The following is a 21,643-nucleotide window of genomic DNA, read 5'->3' on the forward strand; positions in this document are numbered from 1 at the left end:
CCGTGGCCGCAATGCTTATCTCAGGATCCCGCTTGCGCCGTGAATGCTCATATAAATCCCGACTACCGCGATCAGTGCCGCTGAGATCCACGGCGCCTTGCGCGAAAAGGCGCTAAAGCCGGGCCAGCGCTTCGCCGCATGTTTCATGCTTAATGCGGCAATTGCGCCAGAGGCGACGAGAGTGAGCGCCAGTCCGATACTGAAACTGAACACCAGCGTGGCGCCGAGCGCGAAATGTTTCAGTTGCAGGCAGATCAGCAGCACCGTAATGGAGGCCGGACAGGGGATAAGCCCACCGGTCAGGCCGAATAGCGCGATTTGCCCGGTGGTGACCTCTTTACCGTTGAAGCGTCGGTTAATGTCCTGGGCGTGTGCGCGCTGGTGGGCATCCTGCCACTCCTCTTCAACCAGAGGAGACGTGTGGTCGTGATGATGCGCGTGGTCGTGATGATCATGATGGTGATGATGATCATCATGGTGGTGATGCGGCTGGCTCTCATGCCAGGTTCGCCACGCCATCCACAGGGCGATCAACACGATCAGAACCCCGGAAATCAACTGAAACCAGGGCTCAGAAGTATCTGCATCCCATCCCCGACCAAACCATAATCCCGCCATCGCAATGATCCAGACGACCGCCGTATGAGACAGCGTTGCGGACAACCCAAGCAACACAGCCTGTTTCAGCGTACCGCGGATCGCCACAATGAAAGCCGCCATCATTGTTTTTGAATGGCCTGGCTCAAGGCCATGGAGCGCGCCAAGCAGGATGGCGCTGGGGACAAACAGCCAGGCGTTACCCTGCTGTAGAAGAGAAGAAAAATCGTTCATTGAACATTCCGGGGTGGAAAACATGCCGAGAATACTACTCCCCCCCAGTAGTATAATACTACCCCCCAGTAGAAAAATACCCAGGGGGAGTAGAGCGTGATATGCTTTTTACGCCACCAAAGAGGAGCTAAGCGATGTCACACACAGTTCGTGATAAAAAGAAGTTATTGACCCGCCTGAAAAAAATTCAGGGGCAAAGCGCTGCGCTGGAAAAAATGCTTAACAGCGATCATGAATGCGCCGAGGTGTTACAGCAGCTGGCGGCGATCAGGGGCGCGGTAAACGGTATGATGATGCAAGTGATTGAGGGGCATTTAACCGATCACGTGGTGAAAGAGCCAGAGGAAGCGCAGCGCGAGGCCGATCTCGGGGTCGTGATGCAGGTGATCAAATCGTACCTTAAGTAATGTGCTTCTCCAGGTTGTGCCCGGCCCAGAGAATGAAATCCTCTTTATGCAGCGCCTTGCTGAAATACCAGCCCTGGCCGTACTGCACGCCGTGGCGATGCAACCATTCGATCTGCCCTTCAGTTTCAATGCCTTCTGCGACCATCGCCAGTTTAAGCGATTTGGCCATTTCGATGATGTGGGGAGTCACGTTCTTGTACTCCAGCGCATCCACAAAGGATTTATCAATCTTCAGGGTATCGACATCCAGATCCTGCAAATAGCTCAGGCTGGAGTAACCCGTGCCAAAATCATCAATGTAGATAGCGTGTCCGGCGCGGCGAAACGCAGCGATGGCAGGCACGCTGACGGCGGGATCGGCAAAGCCGCGCTCGGTTAATTCAAGGGCGATCTGGCGCGGGTGGACGCCCCATTTGTTGAGCAACTGACTCAGCTGGCGAGGCAGCTCGGGGGACGTTAAATCCGATGGCGCAAGGTTGACAGAAATGTGCAGTTCCGGGTGATGATGCAGCCAGGCGCCTAAATCCTCAAACACCTTATTCACCACCAGCTGCGTCAGCGTTGAAATAAGCCCCGTCTGCTCAGCCAGCGGCACAAAGAGATTGGGCGACAGGTGACTGCCATCTGGCTGCGGCCAGCGCATCAGCGCTTCAGCACCCACCAGTTTTCCACTGCACAGCGCTACGATGGGCTGATAGTAAACCTCGATCTCCCGGTTGTTGATTGCGTCGATCAGGCGGTTACGCGGTGACAGCAAACGGCGGAGGATGCGCAGGACAATAAGGGCACCAGCCAGGCTTAGCAAGATGCCAGCCGGTAGCCAGATGATCAGCTGCTGGTGCCACGATTCCGCCAGCGGTTTTAACGACGCCCACGCGATCACCGTAAAACCCAGTTCGGGTACAGGTTTCAACACGTACATCGAGCCGTTGTATTGTACGCGCGTAACGTCCTGCTGCTCCTTAACGACAGAAAGAATATACGGGTCGACAATATTGCTTCTGGCAAATATCCGATGGGTTTCACTGCCCACCAGGGCGGCATCCATCGAAATTTCACCAAACGGGACAACATCCACAAGCGAGGCAGGATCAACCATCACCAGATAATGTCCTTTCCCCAGAACGGCCATATAGCGGTGAATGCCGAGGTCGTTTTGCGAGGTGAGCCACGCGCTATACCCGTCTGCGGTGATCCGCATCGGGGGCGGTAAGATCGCCGTATTACTGGATTGTTCAAGGGATGAGCAGAGCGGCTTCAGGTTATCGATATACATCACTTCCTGAATATAGCGCCATGAGAATTCAACCCGACGCATTTCGCGTAAATGCGGGGGAGTGCAGGGTGGGGCGTGGAATGTCTGTAGATGCGTGAGCGCCTGTTTTGCCTGCGCAACGACTCTGTCGGTACGGATCAGGACGCGCGAGGCATAGCTGTCCAGAGCGTCCACAAATTTATCCTCTGCCTGACGATGCGCCAGCCAGATACTGAGGCACACAGGGACCAGCACAGAGAAGATCAGTATGCCTGTTACCAGGCTGACCAGATGTCGGGTTCGCATGCTGCTTTATCCTTTCCATATGCCCACCTTGGGCCTGGAGTTTGCGCGCCAGAAGAAAAAGTTTTTTATCGCTAAATGATATAGTTATAGCATGTGACAGTCTCAGGCAGGTATCTGAATCAACCTTTCAAAAACAGGCTGTGCGTCACAGAGGTTGTTTTTGCAGTAAAGCTCAGATAGTATTTTGTTATGTTATAACAATACATGAAGGCCAGAGATGAAACCGAATATCCATCCAACCTATCGCACCGTTGTGTTTCACGACACCACGGCTAATGAATACTTTAAAGTCGGCTCAACAATTAAGACAGACCGTGAAATTGAGCTGGAGGGGAAAACGTATCCCTACGTTACCCTTGATGTCTCCTCTAAATCACATCCGTTTTATACCGGGAAGCAGAAGACCTTCTCGACGGATGGCAGCGCGGCACGCTTCCGCAAGCGTTTTGGTGGCTTTCTTGATGCGAAGCGAGGCTAATCATGCAGGTGCTGAACTCATTACGCAGTGCAAAACAGCGTCACCCGGATTGCCAGATAGTCAAACGCAAGGGACGCTTATACGTGATCTGCAAATCTAACCCGCGCTTTAAGGCGGTGCAGGGACGTAAAAAAAGACGCTAAACGCGCGTCTCTCGCCAGCTTTCCAGGGAGCTTTTCTGTTTGCCATCGGCGGTAAAATTGTCGGTGGCAAGCCAGCTTTCAAACGCGCTCGCCAGCGCTGGCCACTCTTTGTCGAGAATTGAAAACCAGTCGGTGTCCCGGTTTCGGCCTTTAATGACCAGCGCCTGGCGAAAACGCCCTTCAAACTGAAAGCCCAGACGCAGAGCCGCTTTGCGGGATGGTTCGTTCAGGCTGTTGCACTTCCATTCATAACGCCGGTAGCCCAGGGTATCGAACACGTACCGCATCAGCAGATACTGCGCTTCTGTCGACATGGGCGTGCGACTTAACAGTGACGAGAAGTGAACATGTCCCACTTCCACAACGCCGTTTTTAGGATCGATCCGCATCAGGGACAGCGTCCCGACAGGAGACTGGGTCTGGTTATCGATAACGGTAAAGTGGATGGGATCGGCTAATTCGCTTACGCTTGCCACCCATTCGGCAAACTCCTCTGCGGTGGCATCGGGTTCACGCAGCAGCCACGTCCAGCTTCGGGTATCTCCGGCCAGGGAATACGCAGAGAACAACGCCGGGGCATGCTCCACGCGCAGCGGCTCAAGCCGACAATAGCGACCCTGAAGTATCACCCGGGACGGGTGCGGGCGAGGCTGCCAGTCGAAAAGGCTTTCCCCTACAGCTTGTCCAAACTCATTGAATGTATTCATCTTTATTCCCGTCACATTGAAAAGATCTCCAGATTAATGAATTGCTGGTTCCTTAAAAAGAACCACCAGGCTATGTTTTTCTGGTACCACGAGGAGGAAAGATGAATATACCGGGTGATGAGCTTTACACCTTGATCCATGCTGCGCTGAAAAAACGTGGGGGAGAGACGCTCCAGCGTGCGCTCTATCTTGCTTTGCGGGAGGCCATACTGTGCGGAAGGCTCCGGTCCGGCAGCCATTTGCCCGGCTCGCGAACGCTGGCACAGCAGATCTCAGTGTCCCGAAACACCGTCAATGCCGCGCTGGACCAGCTCACGCTCGAAGGTTATTTGCTGCGTAGCCGCCAGGGTACGCGGGTGGGGCAATTCGCTCCTCGGACGATTACCCGGACATTACCGGACCCGGACGTCAGGCTGACAAAACGTGTCGCCCTGCTGCCCGCGCCTGTGCCGCGCGACACTCCGGTGATGGCGTTTACGCCGGGAACGCCTGCCATCAACTATTTCCCCTTGCCGCTGTGGCGGCGGTTGTACGATCGCGTCCTGCGCGAGGAGGGAAGCGCCCTGTTAGGGTATGGCGACCCGGCCGGCGAGCCGACGCTGCGGGCCGCCATTGCCCGCCATCTTGCGCTCTCCCGCGGCATTGACTGCGATGCCAGCCAGATAGTGATAACCGAAGGGGCGCTGGAGGGCGTCAATCTCTGCACGATGCTGTTAAGCGAGCCGGGGGATGTCGCCTGGGTGGAAAATCCCGGCTATAGCGGCGCCAAAAGCGCTTTTGTCAAAACCGGCCTGGCGATGACAGGCATACCGGTGGATGACGAGGGGATGTGCTGGGAAGGGCTGTCTGCGCCTTCACCCACGCTGATTTTTACCTCGCCATCGCATCAGTTCCCTTGCGGAAGCGTGCTCAGCGCGCGGCGGCGTCTGGCGCTGCTGGAACTGGCCCGGCAGCACAGCGCGTGGATCATTGAGGATGATTACGACAGCGAATTTCGTTATACCGGTGAGCCCGTCCCGGCGATGCTGGGAATGGTCAACAATGCGCCCGTTGTGTATCTGGGGACGTTCAGCAAAACGCTGTTTCCATCGCTCCGGATGGGGTTCATGGTGTTACCGCCAGCGCTGGCGAAGGCGGCGCGTCCGGCCATCGGCTCGCTGCTGCGCGGCGGGCATCGCGCTGAACAGCGCACCCTGGCGCTGTTTATTGAGGAAGGCCACTATGCACGACATCTTGCCGCCATGCGCCGCCTTTATCGTAAGCGTTACCGCCAGCTGCGGGAGGTGCTGAGCGCAGAGCTTCATACGCCGCACCGTGTTCTTGCCGGGGAAGGGGGAATACACCTGACGCTGGCGATTGACGGTATCGACGACCAGCGGCTGGTGGAGCAGGCGAGAGCGTTTCAGCTGGCACCCGCTGCGCTGAGCGGGTATTACCTTGAGACGAAGCAGGGGCAAACCGGTCTGGTTTTAGGTTACGGTAATACCTCTGCTTCGCAGTTTGCGCCGGGCATCCGACGTCTTCAGGCGCTCATTACACAGCAGTGGGGCGGGAAAGGGTAAAGACATCATAAAAAGAGAGCTGGCCCTTAGTGATGACCATTTTCTGCAACTTCTCTTTTTGCCCGGCTTCGACGGCCGGCGAGAGCAGGATATTGTCGATCAGCTCCTTCGGCACGTAGCGCGTGTTGTACCACTCCCCGTTGTAGCACACGCGGAAATCGAGTACGTCGATATCTTCATACCGGTAACGCGGATTGACGTCGAAAAAGAAAAACGCGTTAAACACCACGAACAGCACAACCAGTAGCCAGACGGAATCGACCAGTGTTTCAGACTTCAGCATGACGATAAGCGTTGCCAGCCAGGCGGCGTACATGGCGACGAACAATCCGGGGTGTTTGCGAATAAAGCTGATGCTAAAGCGCGGGCGATTGTCGCGCTTTTCGCGGGTATTGAGATCGTCGATGGTGGCGGTAAGCAGGCGCTGTATCTCTGTCATTTTTTGCCTTTATGATTGTTAAAAATACAGGTGATCTGCCTATTTTATGAGAGGGGTTTATGCGATGAAAGTAACAGTTATGCCAGGAAAAAGCATAACAGTTACTCAGGATGCACTTAGATCATTTTAATGATTTTCGCCGGATTCCCGCCCACTACCGCATTGGCCGGCACGTCTTTGGTCACTACCGCGCCGGAAGCGATAACCGCATTATCGCCAATGGTCACGCCTGGATTAATCACCGCGCGTCCGCCGATCCAGACATTATCACCAATGGTGACCGGTTTACCGTACTCCAGCCCGCTGTTACGTTCGGTCGCATCCAGAGGATGCGTGGCCGTATAAATGTGCACTCCCGGCGCAAGCATACAGTTATCGCCAATGCGGACAGGGCAGACGTCCAGCATGACGCAATCGAAGTTAGCGTAAAAATTGTTGCCCAGATAGATGTTATACCCGTAGTCGCAGCGGAAGCTTGGCTCTATATAGGCACCTTCGCTTTGACCCAGCAGGTCAGCTAATAAGGCGCGACGTTCGGCCTTCTCATCGGGTGCGGTATGGTTATAGCGGTGAACAAGATGACGCGCGCGTAAACGGTCAGCCCTCAGCGTGTCATCGCCAGGGCGGTAATATTCACCTGCAATCATCTTCTGTTTTTCTTCACTCATGGGAACCTCTCTGGAATCGTTTTACGCAGCGTAAAGAGGATTAACCAGAAAGGGAACGTTCCCTAAAAGTGGCTGTGACGGGAGTCACAACATTCTTGCGCATAAATACGTTTTATACGGGAACCTGGCGTTTGCATTTGAAGCGTAATTCGAAAGGTAAATTCAGCTTAACAACGGGCGTAATGCCTTTACAGTCTATCTTCAACGATTAACGAACAAATTTCCACACCGAAGAGGGGATCTTGTCATACAGTTTATTCATGGTCAGCTCAGCAAGACGATGGTCGGCAGCTGAATAAAATACCGCCAGTTCATTATCAGACAGCTCGTATTTATTTTTCTCAATAACTCGTTCAAGGGTGTCAATTGACTGGCAGCGTCGCAGGCGCATCAAATAATCGACTTTTGTTAATGGTTTATCAGACATAAATTCACCTTAGTAATTGTAATAATTTTAACAGGAAAGACTAACCGGATTAGCTCTGCTGACATTAGTGAAGCAGCGAAATAGACGGTTTCCTGATTTACGCCATTTCTGCAAATCCTGTGCGTTAATGCCGTAGCTGCTGAACAACATAAAGGTGTCGTCCAGGTATTCATCAATTTGCTCTATCAACTTATTATCTTCATTGTACTTAATTTTATAATTAAGTGCGAAGGTGGCGATATGCTCGATCAGCTCGTTAAGCTGTAAATTGATAGCAGACGTTGGATCGTTCACCCAGCCATGGTTACTTTCTTCAAGATTGGCAAGGCAGTCATGGTACAAGGATTCGCAGAGAAATTTCAACTGCGCGATATCATGCCTTTTTGGCGAGTACTCGTCCATAGCGCATCCCCTTCTGAGTGATTTTTTACTCACCGAACATCATGTCGGGATGGATACAACTTGCTTAGCCACACGGGAGCTGTGTTCCTGATAACTCTAACTATAAGCCACTCTGATCAAGATTTCACCGCGCTATTACGAAAAATTACAATTAAATCGTTACTGTTCGAGCCTTTACGCAAATCTACCTTTTGCAGCGAACGCGTTAATCAATAAAAAAGACGATTTTTATCGGTTCCTTAGAATTCATTGAGTTAGCGCAAAGTTTCATGTGAAGTCCGAAACCAGATATCTTCAGATATTTTCCATTGCTTAGGAATAGTCCGAATAATTTACGTCACGAAATGATAATAAAAGAATGCTGAGTTCCTGGTGTAAGTTATCGGCCTATTATGATAGGCCTTATTAAAAAAGAGGAAAATAAATAGAAAGGCAATAGGTCTATTTTATGATTTTTTCTGAAAAAGAAAAAGGCCGCAAATGCGGCCTTTTTATCATGTGAAACCGGTATCAGTGATGTTCTACCGAATGATTGTGCTCAACGTCTTCATTCTTACGGCTGAAGCGGCGGCGAACCACCACGAAGAACACCGGTACGAAGAAGATCGCAAGAACGGTCGCGGTTACCATCCCACCCATTACGCCGGTACCTACTGCGTTCTGTGCGCCGGAGCCCGCGCCGGAGCTGATAACCAGCGGCATAACGCCGAGGATAAATGCCAGGGACGTCATCAGGATTGGACGCAAACGCATACGAACGGCTTCCAGCGTTGCTTCAATCAGGCCTTTTCCTTCTTTCTCCATCAGATCTTTGGCGAATTCGACGATTAGTATCGCGTTCTTCGCCGACAAGCCAATGGTTGTCAGCAGGCCCACCTGGAAGTAAACGTCGTTGGTCAGCCCACGGAACGTTGCGGCAAGCAGCGCACCGATAACCCCCAGCGGAACCACCAGCATAACGGAGAATGGAATCGACCAGCTCTCATACAATGCCGCCAGACACAGGAACACCACAATCAGTGAAATGGCGTACAGGGCAGGGGCCTGGTTACCGGACAGACGTTCCTGATAGGACATGCCGGTCCAGTCGTAGCCGACACCCGCAGGCAGTTTGCTAGCCAGTTCTTCCATCAGGTTCATGGCTTCACCGGTGCTTCGGCCCGGCGCTGCCTGACCGAGGATTTCCATCGATGGCAAGCCGTTATAACGCTCCAGACGCGGTGAACCGTATTCCCAGCGCGAGGTTGAGAAGGCGGAGAATGGCACCATCTGGCCATCGCTGCCGCGAACATACCAGTTGTTGATATCGTTCGGCAGCATACGGTATTGCGCTTCGGACATCACGTAGACTTTCTTCACGCGACCACGGTCGATGAAGTCGTTGACGTAGCTGCCACCCCAGGCTGCACCCAGCGTGGTATTAATGTCGCTGATGGAAACACCCAGCGCCTGCGCTTTTTCCTGGTCGATATCGATCTTGTACTGCGGCGTATCTTCCAGACCGTTAGGGCGAACGCCCACCAGCAGGTCAGGGTGTTTTGCCACCTCGCCAAACAGCTGGTTACGCGCCTGAGTCAGTTTTTCGTGGCCCAGACCGCCCTGGTCAATCAGCTGGAAGTCGAAGCCGGTCGCCGTACCCAGTTCAACAATCGCTGGCAGGTTAAAGGCGAAGACCATCGCATCTTTAATCTGTGAGAAGGTGCCCATCGCGCGGCCGGTAATGGCTTCTACCTTGTTCTCTGCGCCCGGACGTTCAGACCAGTCTTTCAGAGAAACGAAGGCGATACCGGTGTTCTGACCACGACCCGCGAAGCCAAAGCCGTTAACCGCAAACACGGATTCGACGTTGTCTTTCTCTTTGGTCAGGAAGTAGTCGGTCATCTCATCCAGCACCTTTTGCGTACGCTCTTGCGTCGCACCGGCCGGAAGCTGCGCCATACTCAGGAACACGCCCTGATCTTCATCTGGCAGGAACGAGCTTGGCAGACGAACGAACAGGAAAGCCATGCCCACCACGATGATGATATAGAGCAGCAGGTAACGACCGGTGCTGCGCAGGATATTACCCACGCTGTCGGTGTAGTGGTGCGTACTCTTATCAAACATGCGGTTGAACCAGCCGAAGAAGCCTTTATGCTCGCCGTGACCGCCTTTCTGAATCGGCTTCAGCATCGTCGCGCACAGGGCTGGCGTCAGGATCAGTGCAACCAGTACCGACAGCGCCATCGCCGAAACAATGGTGATGGAGAACTGACGGTAAATCGCACCGGTAGAGCCACCAAAGAAGGCCATCGGGATAAATACCGCAGACAGTACCATCGCGATACCGACCAGCGCGCCCTGGATCTGGCCCATTGATTTACGGGTTGCTTCCTTCGGCGGCAGGCCTTCTTCCGCCATGACACGCTCGACGTTTTCGACCACCACGATGGCGTCATCCACCAGCAGGCCGATGGCGAGCACCATCCCGAACATCGTCAGGGTGTTTATCGAGTAGCCAAATATCGCCAGCACCGCGAAGGTCCCGAGCAGTACAACCGGCACGGCGATGGTTGGGATCAGCGTTGCGCGGAAGTTTTGCAGGAACAAGTACATCACCAGGAAGACGAGAATGATCGCCTCAACCAGGGTTTTCACCACTTCGTGAATCGAAATTTTAACGAATGGCGTGGTGTCATACGGATAAACGATTTTCAGACCTGACGGGAAGAACGGTTCCATCTTCTTCAGTTCTGCACGGATAGCCGTCGCGGTGTCCAGGGCGTTCGCGCCCGTCGCCAGTTTGATACCCAGACCGGAAGCCGGTTTACCGTTGAACTTCGCAATGATGTCGTAGTTCTCACCGCCCAGCTCAACCTTCGCCACGTCACGCAGGCGAACCTGCGAACCGTCCTGATTCACCTTCAGCAGAATTTTGCTGAACTCATCGGCGGAGGTCAGACGCGTTTGCGCGATGATCGACGCGTTAAGCTGCTGGCCTTTCACCGGCGGTGTACCACCCAACTGACCGGCGGCAACCTGGGCGTTCTGCGCTTTAATTGCGCTGATAACGTCAACCGGCGTCAGCTGGAAGTTGTTCAGTTTATTCGGATCCATCCAGATACGCATCGCGTACTGGGAACCGAACAGCTGAACGTCACCCACACCAGACGTACGGCTGATGGCGTCCTTCATGTTGGCGCCCACGTAGTCGGAAATATCCTCCTGCGTCATGGTGCCGTTGGTGTTGATCACGCCGACAACCATCAGGAAGCTACTGGACGATTTCTCGACGCTCACGCCCTGCTGTTGTACTTCCTGCGGCAGCAGAGGCATCGCCAGCTGCAATTTGTTCTGCACCTGAACCTGTGCAATGTCCGCATCCGTACCGGATTCAAAGGTCAGGGTGATCTGAACCGTACCGGTTGAGTCACTGTTTGAGGACATGTACATCAGGTTATCGATACCGTTCATGTTCTGTTCGATAACCTGCGTAACCGTATCCTGCACCGTTTTGGCATCAGCGCCCGGATAGGTTGCGGAGATCGTCACTGCCGGCGGCGCAATCGTTGGATATTGCGCGACAGGCAGCTTCAGGATCGCAAGTCCCCCGGCCAGCATGATGATTATGGCGATCACCCACGCAAATATGGGGCGATCGATAAAGAAATTAGGCATGTCTTAACGGCTCCTGTTTAAGTTAAGACTTGGTTTGTTCTGACTGGCCAGCGGCCGACGCTTGTTGTTTGTCGTCAGATTTCACTTCCTGAGCTTTGACCTGCGCACCAGGACGAACTTTTTGCAAACCAGTAATAATTACGCGATCGCCATCTTTCAGACCTTCCGTTACCAGCCACTTGTCGCCAATCGCCTGCGTTGCAGTGATATTGCGTGTTTCGACTTTGTTATCGGCACCCACAACCAGTGCGCTCGCATCACCGCGTGGCGTACGGGTCACACCTTGCTGAGGAACCAGAATGGCGCTTGGGTTAGTCCCTTCCTCAAGACGGGCGCGTACGAACATACCGGGCAGCAGGGTTTTATCCGGATTGGGGAAAATGGCCCGGATGGTGATAGAGCCGGTGGTCTGATCGACGGTCACATCAGAAAATTCCAGTGTGCCAGTCTGTGAGAACTTGATACCGTCGTTGGTAACCAGTTCCACTTTGGCTTTACCGTTTTCCTGTTTCAGGGTGCCGTTAGCCAGCTCCTGTTTGAGACGCAGGAAATCGTTGCTGGACTGGGTGACGTCAACGTAGATCGGGTCGAGCTGCTGCACGGTGGCCAGCGCGTTGGTTTGACCGTTCTGCACCAGCGCACCTTCGGTGACGGCTGATTTACCAATGCGACCGCTGATAGGGGAGGTCACTTTGGTGTAGGCCAGGTTAATACGCGCGGTTTCTACCGCCGCTTTCGCCGCCACAACGGCTGCGTTGGCTTGCTGTGCATCGGCCAGGGCAGAATCGTAATCCTGTTGGCTGATGTACTGCGTGCCGAGCAGTTTCTTGTAACGATTCAACGTCAGCTGCGAGATTTTGGCTGCCGCTTCGGCTTTAGCCAGATCGCCCTTAGCGCTCTCATAAGACGCCTGATAGGTTGCTGGATCAATCTGATACAGAGACTCGCCTGCCTTGACATCACCGCCTTCGGTGAAGTTACGTTTCAGGATGATACCGCTCACCTGCGGACGCACTTCCGCAATGCGGTAGGCACTGGTGCGGCCCGGTAGTTCTGTTGTCATCTGGAGAGGTTCGGATTTGAGCGTCACGACGCCAACTTCTGGCACCTGCTGAGCTCCTTGTTGAGCCTGTTTGTCGTCACATCCTGTAAGCGCTAAGCTGCCTGAGAGCATCAGAACGACCGCCAGAGGCGTTAACCCTCTGTTTTTGTTCATATGTAAACCTCGAGTGTCCGATTTCAAATTGATCAAGGGTCCTGAGTCTAAAAACCCATTGCTGCGTTTATATTATCGTCATGCTATGGTACATACATTCATAAATGTATGTAAATCTGACTCCTGTAAATTCATCAACGTATGGCACGAAAAACCAAACAACAAGCGCTGGAAACCCGACAACACATTCTGGATGTGGCAATGCGTTTGTTCTCACAGCAGGGTGTTTCGGCAACCTCGCTGGCACAGATTGCTCAGGCCGCGGGCGTCACGCGGGGAGCGATTTACTGGCATTTCAAAGACAAGTCCGATCTGTTTGGTGAAATCTGGGAGCTTTCAGAGTCCAGCATTAGCGATCTTGAGAGTGAGTATCGGGCAAAATTCCCTCACGATCCACTCTCAGTGTTAAGAGAAATTCTAGTATATATCCTTGAAGCGACGGTTGTTGAAGAGCGTCGTCGTCTGATGATGGAAATCATCTTCCATAAATGTGAGTTCGTTGGTGAAATGGCGGTGGTTCAGCAGGCGCAGCGCGACCTGTGTCTGGAAAGCTACGATCGCATCGAACAGGTCCTCACGGAGTGCATGCAGGCCAAAATGCTTCCTGCCACATTACTCACCCGCCGGGCGGCGATCCTGATGCGCAGCTATATTTCCGGCCTGATGGAAAACTGGCTTTTTGCTCCGGAGTCGTTCGATCTCAGGTCAGAGGCGCGCAGCTACGTCGAAATTTTTCTTGAGATGTGCCAGCTCTGTCCGACCCTTCAAAGTAAACTTAGCCCGCGCTCTGCCTGATCGGGCATGGGAAAAATCGTAGACCCTTTCCGTCGTACTATTCTGCTTCAGCCGGGCGTGATATCCTTCATGCCCGACTATTTCCGGTCATTTCTCACATCACATTCACAACTATGCTGCACATCAATCGCTCGCAACATCCTGTTCTGGCCCTGTTTTTGATCCTGCTGTTTTACTTTGCAGCCGCGCCGCTTTCATGGGCACGTGCAGACAACGGCAGTGACATTCCCACGCGTGCTGATGTTCAGTCGCAACTCGACACCCTGAATAAGCAAAAAGATCTCTCCGCCCAGGAAAAGCTCGTTCAGCAGGATCTGACGGAAACCCTGGAAACGCTGGACAAGATCGATCGCATCAAAGCCGAAACGGCCCAGCTACGGCAGAAGGTCGCTCAGGCGCCGGAGAACATGCGTAAGGCAACGGAGGCGCTGAGTGCGCTCAGCGACGTCGATAACGACGATGAAACCCGAAAAACGCTTGCCACGCTGTCGTTGCGCCAGCTTGAGTCGCGCGTGGCGCAGCTGCTGGACGATCTGCAAACGGCGCAATCCGATCTCTCAACCTACAACAGCCAGCTGGTTTCGCTGCAAACCCAGCCTGAGCGCGTGCAGAACGCCATGTACTCGGCGTCGCAACAGCTACAGCAGATACGTAACCGTCTGAATGGCATCACCGTGGGGGAAGGGGCGCTTCGTCCCACCCAGCAAACGCTGCTGAACATCCAGCAGACGCTGCTAAACGCGGAGATTGAACAGCAGCGTAAGAGCCTGGAAGGCAACACGGTGCTACAGGATGCGCTGCAAAAACAGCGTGACTACGTGACCGCGAATATCAACCGGCTTGAGCATCAGCTTCAGCTGTTGCAGGAAGCGGTGAACAGCAAGCGCCTGACGCTGACTGAAAAAACGGCGCAGGAAGCGGTTTCGCCAGACGAGACGGCCCGTATTCAGGCCAACCCGCTGGTGAAGCAGGAGCTGGAGATTAACCACCAACTGAGCGAGCGTCTGATTCAGGCGACTGAAAGCGGCAGCGCGCTGGTGCAGCAGAATATTAAGGTCAAAAACTGGCTGGATCGCGCTTTGCAGGCCGAGCGCAACGTCAAGGAGCAGATTGCCGTCCTGAAGGGCAGCCTGCTGCTGTCGCGCATTCTCTACCAGCAACAGCAGACGCTGCCGTCCGCCGACGAGCTGGAAGACATGACCAACCGCATTGCGGATTTGCGTCTTGAACAGTTTGACGTTAACCAGCAGCGCGATGCGCTATTCCAGAGCGATACCTTCGTTGCCAAAGTGGAAGAGGGCCATTCAGGTGAAGTGAACGCTGAAGTTCACGACGCGCTGTTGCAGGTGGTGGACATGCGCCGCGAATTGCTCGATCAGCTTAACAAGCAGCTGGGCAACCAGCTGATGATGGCGATTAACCTGCAAATCAACCAGCAGCAGCTGGTGAGCGTTTCTAAAAGCCTCCAGGAGATCCTGACCCAGCAGATTTTCTGGGTGAACAGCAATAAACCCATGGACTGGGACTGGTTTAAATCTTTCCCGGAAACGCTGAAATCCCAGATCAAAAGCATGAAAATTACCGTGAACTGGGAGAAAGCCTGGCCTGCGGTGATGATTGCCTTCCTGACGGGGCTGCCTTTGCTGCTCATCGCTGGCGTCATACGCTGGCGTTTGAAATGGCTGAAACAGTACCAGGCGAAGCTGGCCTCGGAAGTGGGGCAACTGCGTAACGACAGCCAACTGCACACCCCGAAAGCGATCCTGATCGATCTGATCCGTGCTCTGCCGGTCTGCCTGTTGATACTCGCCGTGGGCCTGATCCTGCTGACCATGCAGCTGAATATCAGCGATCTGCTGTGGGCGTTCAGCAAGAAGCTGGCGCTGTTCTGGCTGGTGTTTGGTCTGTGCTGGAAAGTGCTGGAAAAAGATGGCGTCGCCGTCCGCCACTTCAACATGCCGGAAAAACTCACCAGCCACTGGCGTCGCCAGATTGTGCGCATCAGCCTCGCGCTGCTGCCGCTGCACTTCTGGTCAGTTGTGGCGGAGCTTTCCCCGCTGCACCTGATGGATGACGTGCTGGGGCAACTGGTGATTATGCTGAACCTGCTGCTGATTGCCGTTCTGATGTGGCCAATGTGCCGCGACAGCTGGCGGGATAAAGAGTCCCACAATCTTCGTCTGGCTACCGTAACGGTACTGGCGATCATTCCTCTGGCGCTGATGGTGCTGACGGCGACGGGTTACTTCTATACCACGCTGCGTCTGTCCGGTCGCTGGATCGAAACGGTTTATCTGGTGATTGTATGGAACCTGCTGTTCCAGACCGTGCTGCGTGGTTTGAGCGTGGCGGCGCGCCGCATTGCGTATCGTCGTGCTGTTGCCCGTCGGCAGCATCAGGTGAAAGAGGGGGCTGAAGGGGCAGAGCCGCAGGAAGAGCCGACCATTGCTCTGGAGCAGGTTAACCAGCAAACGATGCGTATTACCATGCTGGTGATGATCGCCCTGTTTGCGGTGATGTTCTGGGCCATCTGGTCTGATTTAATTACCGTCTTCGCCTACCTCGACAGTATCACGCTCTGGCAATACAACGGTACCGAAGCGGGCGCTGCGGTAATGAAAAGCGTCACCATGGGCAGCCTGCTCTTTGCGCTGGTGTCGTCAGTGGTTGCCTGGGCGTTGATCCGCAACCTGCCGGGTCTGCTGGAAGTGCTGGTGCTCTCAAGGCTGAACCTGCGTCAGGGGGCGTCGTACGCTATTACCACCATCCTGAACTATGTCATTATTATTGTCGGGGCGATGACGGTATTCGGCTCGCTGGGCGTCTCGTGGGATAAACTCCAGTGGCTGGCGGCGGCGTTGTCGGTGGGTCTGGGCTTCGGCTTGCAGGAGATCTTCGGTAACTTTGTCTCTGGCCTGATTATCCTGTTCGAACGTCCGGTGCGTATCGGCGATACCGTCACCATCGGTACTTTCTCCGGGACCGTCAGCAAGATCCGCATTCGTGCGACCACCATTACCGACTTCGATCGTAAAGAGGTGATCATCCCGAACAAAGCGTTTGTGACCGAGCGTCTGATCAACTGGTCGCTCTCGGATACCACCACTCGCGTGGTGATCCGACTCGGGGTGGCCTATGGCTCGGATCTGGACAAGGTGAAAGAGGTACTGCTGAAGGCGGCAGCCGACCATCCAAAAGTGATGCACGATCCTGCGCCAGCGGTATTCTTCACCACCTTCGGGCCGAGCACTTTGGATCATGAGCTGCGCCTGTACGTACGCGAACTGCGCGATCGCAGCTACACCGTCGATGAGCTGAACCGCACCATTGACCGTCTGTGTCGTGAAAACGATATTAATATCGCCTTTAACCAGCTTGAGGTTCATCTGCGCAACGAGAAAGGCGATGAGCATACGGAAGTGAAGCGCGAGATTAAGGGGGACGACCCTACTCCCGCCTAATCTATTTCCCTCTCCCCTCTGGGGAGAGGGTAGGGTGAGGGGGAAGTTTCCCCTCAAAATCTCGTCGCACAATCTCCAGCGCTTTCAGCACCGTCTCCGCCGGGATCTCGTGATTTTCCAGCAGCATAATTAAATCGACGGCCAGCTTGACCTCGTCGGGGGCATTTTCCAGTGACATCAGTGGCTCCTGTTAACGGGTCAGGCGTTCAATGACGCGTTCAATCTCATCCAGCGCCTGACGGCAGCGGACGATGCGGCCTTCCAGCGCGCTGATTTCACGCATTAATAACTGCTGCTCTTCCAGCGTTTCGCTGGTGTTCAGGCGGGCTTCGCGCTCGCGCTTCATCTCAAACAGACGGCGCTCAAACTCCTGGTTCTCCAGCCGCTTGCGCTGCCATTTTCCGAGTCCCGGCGAGGCGCTGTCCCACGCCCGTAACGGCCAGGCGGCGATTTCCCGGTGCAGGGCGGTGATCTGCTCGGTAAGATGCTCCGCAAGCCACGCGACCTGTTCCTGCTGTTCACTCTCAACCGCGTGACGAAGCTCGTCGAGATTGGTCTGCGCTTCAGCAAGATAATCCTCAATGACGGTGCTGCGGGTGCGGAAGAGCTGTCGGTCAAAGCGCGGTTTCAGCGTGGCGTGGCCCATCAACGGCGTGGCCTGCGCCCGCAGCGCGATCAGCTGATTTTGCAGCCTCTCAAGAAGCAGTGCTGTTTTCAAGGCGCTCTCCAGTGGTAAAGTAGCCGTTCAGTTTGATAACGATTCGCATTATGCAGCGTACTATTTTAATCATCATTGGCTGGTTCGCGGTAGTGCTGGGCACGCTGGGTGTGGTTTTACCCTTGCTGCCGACCACCCCGTTTATCCTGTTGGCCGCCTGGTGCTTCGCCCGCTCGTCGCCGCGTTTTCACCACTGGCTTCTGTACCGCTCGTGGTTTGGCGGCTACCTGCGGCACTGGCAAAAACACCGGGCCATGCCGCCCGGGGCCAAGCCGCGCGCCATTGCCTTCATCCTGATCACCTTCGCCGTCTCGTTATGGCTGGTGAAAATGATGTGGGTGCGCATTCTGCTGCTGGCGATCCTGGTTTGCCTGCTGATCTTTATGTGGCGGATCCCCGTGGTTGATGAAAAGCAACAAAAGCACTGAAGCCTCATCATGGCGGTTGCAATTATGGCGCACAGCCAGTAAATTCGACCGTTTTCGAGCACAGGTGCGCCTGGTCAAAGGTTAAACAACTGTTACTTTGACCGACTCGTCGCGCGCCGTGAGTAACACTGTTTCATTTAGGCACAAACCGATGACCGCAACTGCACAGCAGCTTGAATATCTGAAAAATAGCATCAAAAGTATCCAGGACTATCCAAAACCTGGCATTCTTTTCCGCGATGTCACCAGCTTGCTGGAAGACCCGAAAGCGTACGCCCTCAGCATTGAACTGCTGGTTGAGCGTTATAAAAACGCCGGGATCACCAAAGTAGTAGGTACTGAAGCCCGTGGCTTCCTGTTTGGCGCACCGGTTGCGCTGGCGATGGGCGTGGGTTTTGTGCCGGTGCGTAAACCGCGCAAACTGCCGCGTGAAACCATTGCTGAGAGCTATGAACTGGAATACGGCACCGATCAGCTGGAAATTCACGTTGATGCCATCAAGCCAGGCGACAAAGTGCTGGTGGTGGACGATCTGCTGGCAACCGGCGGCACCATCGAAGCGACCGTGAAGCTGATCCGTCGTCTGGGCGGGGAAGTGACCGACGCGGCATTCATCATCAACCTGTTCGATCTCGGCGGCGAGCAGCGCCTGGAAAAACAGGGTATTACCAGCTACAGCCTGGTGCCATTCCCGGGACATTAATCCCGTATCTCACAACCTCGCTCAATGGGTGAGGTTGTGATAGCATTCCCCTCCATTAATTCACCTTCCAGCGTTGCAGAGCCTGCCCATGAGTTATCAGGTGTTAGCCCGTAAATGGCGACCACAAACCTTTGCTGACGTTGTCGGTCAGGAACATGTGCTGACGGCCCTGGCGAACGGCTTGTCGCTAGGTCGCATCCATCACGCCTATCTTTTTTCCGGCACCCGCGGCGTCGGTAAAACCTCTATTGCCCGTCTGCTGGCAAAAGGTCTGAACTGCGAAACCGGGATCACCGCCACCCCGTGCGGCGTGTGCGACAACTGTCGTGAGATCGAGCAGGGGCGTTTTGTCGATCTGATTGAGATCGACGCCGCCTCGCGCACCAAAGTGGAAGATACCCGCGATCTGCTCGACAACGTGCAGTACGCCCCGGCGCGCGGCCGCTTCAAGGTCTATCTGATCGATGAAGTGCACATGCTGTCGCGCCACAGCTTCAACGCCCTGCTGAAAACGCTGGAAGAGCCGCCTGCGCATGTCAAATTCCTGCTGGCGACCACCGATCCGCAAAAGCTGCCGGTCACGATCCTCTCGCGCTGCCTGCAATTCCATCTGAAGGCGCTCGACGTTGAGCAGATCCGCGCTCAGCTTGAGCATATCCTCGATGAAGAGAACATTGTCCACGAGCCGCGTGCGCTGCAACTGCTGGCCCGTGCCGCGGACGGCAGCCTGCGCGATGCGTTGAGCCTGACCGATCAGGCGATTGCCAGCGGTGACGGTAAACTCTCCACCGACGCGGTCAGTACCATGCTCGGCACGCTGGATGACGATCAGGCGCTGTCGCTTATTGAAGCGATGATTGCCGCCAACGGTGAGCGAGTGATGGCGCTCGTCAACGACGCCGCTGCCCGTGGCATTGAGTGGGAAGCGCTGCTTGTCGAGATGCTCAGCCTGCTGCACCGCGTGGCGATGCTGCAACTGTCTCCGTCGGCCATTGGCGCGGACATGGCGACCATTGAACAGCGGATGCGTGAACTTGCGCGCACCGTGCCGCCGGCTGACGTTCAGCTTTATTATCAGACGCTGCTGATTGGCCGCAAAGAGCTGCCTTTTGCACCGGATCGCCGGATGGGCGTTGAAATGACGCTGCTGCGCGCGCTGGCCTTCCATCCGCGCAAGCCATTGCCGGAGCCGGAAACGCCCCGGCAGTCCTTTGCGCCGGTAGCGCCGACCGCGGTAATGTCACCGCAGCAGGTGCCACCGCAACCGGCATCGCCGCCGCCGCAAAACGTGCCGCTGTCGGATGCCACCAGTTCGGTGCTTGCCGCACGAAGCCAGTTGCAACGTGCGCAGGGAGCAACCAAACCAAAAAAGAGTGAACCGGCAGCGCCTGCAAGAGCGCGGCCGGTGAACAACGCCGCGCTTGAACGACTGGCCTCGGTAACGGAGCGCGTGCAGTCGCGTCCGGCACCGTCCGCGCTCGAGCAAAAAGCCCCGGCGAAAGAAGAGGCATACCGCTGGAAGGCGACCACCGTTGTTGAAACGGTCAAGGAAGTGGTCGCCACGCCAAAAGCGTTGAAAAAGGCGCTGGAGCATGAAAAAACGCCGGAGCTGTCCGCGAAGCTCGCGGAAGAATCCATTGAGCGCGATGCCTGGGCCGCCGAGGTCAGCAAACTGCAACTGCCGAAGCTGGTGGAGCAGGTCGCGCTGAACGCCTGGAAAGAGCAGGACGGTAATCAGGTGCGTCTGCACCTGCGCCCTGGCCAGCGGCACCTCAACTCCCCTGGCGCGCAAAAGGCGCTGGCCGAGGCGCTTACCGCATTACAGGGTGTACCGGTTGAATTGACTATCATTGAAGATGATAATCCGGCGGTGAAAACGCCGCTCGAGTGGCGTCAGGCCATTTATGAAGAGAAGCTCGCGCAGGCGCGCGAGGCGATAATTGCGGATAACAACATCCAGACCCTGCGTCGGTTCTTCGACGCCGATCTGGATGAAGAGAGTATTCGCCCCATTTGATCGTGAGTCTGACTTACGGTTGTAATCCTTAACGTGAAAGAAGAGAGAAGCCTATGTTTGGTGGAAAAGGCGGTCTGGGTGGTCTGATGAAGCAGGCTCAGCAGATGCAGGAAAAAATGCAGAAGATGCAGGAAGAGATCGCTCAGCTGGAAGTCACGGGTGAATCCGGTGCCGGTCTGGTCAAGGTGACCATCAACGGTGCGCATAACTGCCGTCGCGTTGAAATCGACCCGAGCCTGCTCGAAGACGACAAAGAGATGCTGGAAGATCTGGTTGCAGCCGCGTTTAACGATGCCGCTCGCCGTATCGACGAAACCCAGAAAGAGAAAATGGCCTCTGTTTCCAGCGGTATGCAACTGCCGCCGGGCTTTAAGATGCCATTCTGATGCAAACCAGTCCGCTGCTCACGCAGTTAATGGAAGCACTGCGCTGCCTGCCGGGCGTTGGCCCGAAGTCGGCGCAGCGTATGGCGTTTACGCTATTGCAGCGCGACCGCAGCGGCGGGATGCGCCTGGCGCAGGCTCTGACCCGCGCCATGTCAGAAATTGGCCACTGTGCGGATTGCCGGACCTTTACCGAGCAGGACGTATGTAACATTTGCACGAACCCGCGTCGTCAGGAAAACGGTCAGATTTGCGTGGTGGAGAGTCCGGCGGACATCTACGCCATCGAACAAACCGGGCAGTTTTCCGGCCGCTATTTCGTGCTGATGGGGCATCTCTCCCCGCTGGATGGCATCGGCCCGGACGATATCGGTCTCGATCGCCTGGAGCAGCGCCTGGAGTCGGAAACCATCAAAGAGGTGATCCTCGCCACCAACCCGACGGTGGAAGGGGAGGCAACCGCCAACTACATCGCCGAACTGTGCGCGCAGTACGGCGTTGACGCCAGCCGCATCGCCCACGGCGTGCCGGTCGGCGGTGAGCTGGAGATGGTCGACGGCACCACGCTGTCACACTCGCTGGCCGGACGTCACAAGATTATTTTCTGACCAAACGGAGGCTGCGCGCGCGGCCTCCGCTT

22 protein-coding genes and 1 other annotated feature are annotated in these 21,643 nt (G+C 55.2%); of the genes, 11 read left to right on the forward strand and 11 right to left on the reverse strand.

Annotated features, from left to right (window positions below; all coding sequences use genetic code 11):
- Positions 1-15: 15 nt before the first annotated feature.
- Positions 16-831, reverse strand: a complete 816-nt coding sequence (locus L463_RS13280; RefSeq protein WP_017694400.1) for a nickel/cobalt efflux protein RcnA — start codon at positions 829-831, stop codon at positions 16-18.
- 134 nt (positions 832-965) lie between these two features.
- Here L463_RS13280 and L463_RS13275 point away from each other — a divergent pair, with 134 nt between their 5' ends.
- Positions 966-1,238, forward strand: a complete 273-nt coding sequence (locus L463_RS13275) for a metal-sensing transcriptional repressor (protein WP_015571258.1) — start codon at positions 966-968, stop codon at positions 1,236-1,238.
- Here the strand turns inward: L463_RS13275 and L463_RS13270 are convergent.
- Positions 1,231-2,799 carry an EAL domain-containing protein gene (locus tag L463_RS13270; protein ID WP_032104923.1) on the reverse strand — a complete coding sequence of 523 codons (1,569 nt, stop codon included), beginning with the start codon at positions 2,797-2,799 and terminating at the stop codon, positions 1,231-1,233. The genes L463_RS13275 and L463_RS13270 overlap by 8 nt on opposite strands.
- 217 nt (positions 2,800-3,016) lie before the next feature.
- Here L463_RS13270 and L463_RS13265 point away from each other — a divergent pair, with 217 nt between their 5' ends.
- A complete protein-coding gene (locus L463_RS13265) occupies positions 3,017-3,277 on the forward strand; it encodes a type B 50S ribosomal protein L31 (protein WP_015571255.1) in 261 nt (86 codons plus the stop codon).
- Between the two features lie 2 nt (positions 3,278-3,279).
- Positions 3,280-3,420, forward strand: a complete 141-nt coding sequence (gene ykgO, locus L463_RS13260; protein ID WP_003859006.1) for a type B 50S ribosomal protein L36 — start codon at positions 3,280-3,282, stop codon at positions 3,418-3,420.
- On the opposite strand, the gene L463_RS13255 is transcribed toward ykgO, so the two are convergent.
- Entirely contained in the window at positions 3,417-4,127 is a 711-nt protein-coding gene (locus tag L463_RS13255; protein WP_023296039.1) for a GNAT family N-acetyltransferase, read from the reverse strand. The genes ykgO and L463_RS13255 overlap by 4 nt on opposite strands.
- 101 nt (positions 4,128-4,228) lie before the next feature.
- Here L463_RS13255 and L463_RS13250 point away from each other — a divergent pair, with 101 nt between their 5' ends.
- On the forward strand, positions 4,229-5,689 hold the full coding sequence (locus tag L463_RS13250) for a MocR-like pyridoxine biosynthesis transcription factor PdxR (protein WP_032673154.1): 1,461 nt from the start codon (positions 4,229-4,231) through the stop codon (positions 5,687-5,689).
- On the opposite strand, the gene L463_RS13245 is transcribed toward L463_RS13250, so the two are convergent.
- The 6 genes from L463_RS13245 to acrA form a co-directional block, all read right to left on the reverse strand.
- Positions 5,661-6,128, reverse strand: coding sequence for a YlaC family protein (locus L463_RS13245; protein WP_023296041.1), 468 nt, complete (start codon positions 6,126-6,128; stop codon positions 5,661-5,663). The two genes, L463_RS13250 and L463_RS13245, sit on opposite strands and share 29 nt — an antisense overlap.
- Before the next feature lie 116 nt (positions 6,129-6,244).
- Positions 6,245-6,796 (reverse strand): maltose O-acetyltransferase, encoded by a 552-nt coding sequence (maa, locus tag L463_RS13240; protein ID WP_015571251.1) that lies wholly within the window; start codon positions 6,794-6,796, stop codon positions 6,245-6,247.
- A 208-nt stretch (positions 6,797-7,004) separates the two neighbouring features.
- On the reverse strand, positions 7,005-7,223 hold the full coding sequence (locus tag L463_RS13235) for an HHA domain-containing protein (RefSeq protein WP_015571250.1): 219 nt from the start codon (positions 7,221-7,223) through the stop codon (positions 7,005-7,007).
- A gap of 27 nt (positions 7,224-7,250) precedes the next feature.
- On the reverse strand, positions 7,251-7,625 hold the full coding sequence (gene tomB / locus L463_RS13230; protein WP_006809850.1) for an Hha toxicity modulator TomB: 375 nt from the start codon (positions 7,623-7,625) through the stop codon (positions 7,251-7,253).
- A 510-nt stretch (positions 7,626-8,135) separates the two neighbouring features.
- On the reverse strand, positions 8,136-11,282 hold the full coding sequence (gene acrB, locus L463_RS13225; protein WP_015571248.1) for a multidrug efflux RND transporter permease subunit AcrB: 3,147 nt from the start codon (positions 11,280-11,282) through the stop codon (positions 8,136-8,138).
- A 22-nt stretch (positions 11,283-11,304) separates the two neighbouring features.
- The gene (gene acrA, locus L463_RS13220) at positions 11,305-12,498 is read right to left on the reverse strand and encodes a multidrug efflux RND transporter periplasmic adaptor subunit AcrA (protein WP_017694395.1); all 1,194 of its coding nucleotides are present in this window, start codon (positions 12,496-12,498) and stop codon (positions 11,305-11,307) included.
- 141 nt (positions 12,499-12,639) lie between these two features.
- On the opposite strand from acrA, the gene acrR reads away from it, so the two are divergent.
- Together acrR and mscK are read left to right on the forward strand one after the other, a co-directional pair.
- Positions 12,640-13,293, forward strand: a complete 654-nt coding sequence (gene acrR / locus L463_RS13215; protein ID WP_015571247.1) for a multidrug efflux transporter transcriptional repressor AcrR — start codon at positions 12,640-12,642, stop codon at positions 13,291-13,293.
- Positions 13,294-13,406: 113 nt separating this feature from the next.
- The gene (gene mscK / locus L463_RS13210; protein WP_023296044.1) at positions 13,407-16,754 is read left to right on the forward strand and encodes a mechanosensitive channel MscK; all 3,348 of its coding nucleotides are present in this window, start codon (positions 13,407-13,409) and stop codon (positions 16,752-16,754) included.
- A gap of 1 nt (position 16,755) precedes the next feature.
- Here mscK and rsmS read toward each other — a convergent pair whose 3' ends face one another.
- Together rsmS and priC are read right to left on the reverse strand one after the other, a co-directional pair.
- Positions 16,756-16,932, reverse strand: a complete 177-nt coding sequence (rsmS, locus tag L463_RS13205) for a pleiotropic regulatory protein RsmS (protein WP_017694394.1) — start codon at positions 16,930-16,932, stop codon at positions 16,756-16,758.
- Positions 16,933-16,944: 12 nt separating this feature from the next.
- Entirely contained in the window at positions 16,945-17,472 is a 528-nt protein-coding gene (gene priC, locus L463_RS13200; RefSeq protein ID WP_017383213.1) for a primosomal replication protein N'', read from the reverse strand.
- A 50-nt stretch (positions 17,473-17,522) separates the two neighbouring features.
- Here priC and L463_RS13195 point away from each other — a divergent pair, with 50 nt between their 5' ends.
- The 5 genes from L463_RS13195 to recR all read left to right on the forward strand — a co-directional run bounded on the left by L463_RS13195 (position 17,523) and on the right by recR (position 21,611).
- The gene (locus L463_RS13195) at positions 17,523-17,900 is read left to right on the forward strand and encodes a DUF454 family protein (protein ID WP_032104069.1); all 378 of its coding nucleotides are present in this window, start codon (positions 17,523-17,525) and stop codon (positions 17,898-17,900) included.
- A gap of 151 nt (positions 17,901-18,051) precedes the next feature.
- A complete protein-coding gene (gene apt, locus L463_RS13190) occupies positions 18,052-18,603 on the forward strand; it encodes an adenine phosphoribosyltransferase (RefSeq protein ID WP_000127359.1) in 552 nt (183 codons plus the stop codon).
- Positions 18,604-18,691: 88 nt separating this feature from the next.
- The gene (dnaX, locus tag L463_RS13185) at positions 18,692-20,620 is read left to right on the forward strand and encodes a DNA polymerase III subunit gamma/tau (RefSeq protein WP_017694393.1); all 1,929 of its coding nucleotides are present in this window, start codon (positions 18,692-18,694) and stop codon (positions 20,618-20,620) included.
- Positions 19,950-20,014: a sequence feature (DnaX frameshifting element), on the forward strand. It overlaps the preceding gene by 65 nt.
- Before the next feature lie 53 nt (positions 20,621-20,673).
- Complete coding sequence (locus L463_RS13180) at positions 20,674-21,006, forward strand: YbaB/EbfC family nucleoid-associated protein (RefSeq protein WP_003858972.1); 333 nt, start codon at positions 20,674-20,676, stop codon at positions 21,004-21,006.
- A complete protein-coding gene (gene recR, locus L463_RS13175; protein WP_006809843.1) occupies positions 21,006-21,611 on the forward strand; it encodes a recombination mediator RecR in 606 nt (201 codons plus the stop codon). The genes L463_RS13180 and recR overlap by 1 nt, the downstream gene beginning before the upstream one ends.
- The last annotated feature ends 32 nt before the right edge of the window (positions 21,612-21,643 follow it).

Source organism: Enterobacter sp. BIDMC 27, assembly GCF_000534415.1.
In the GTDB taxonomy this organism is placed as follows: Bacteria; Pseudomonadota; Gammaproteobacteria; order Enterobacterales; family Enterobacteriaceae; genus Enterobacter; species Enterobacter hormaechei_C.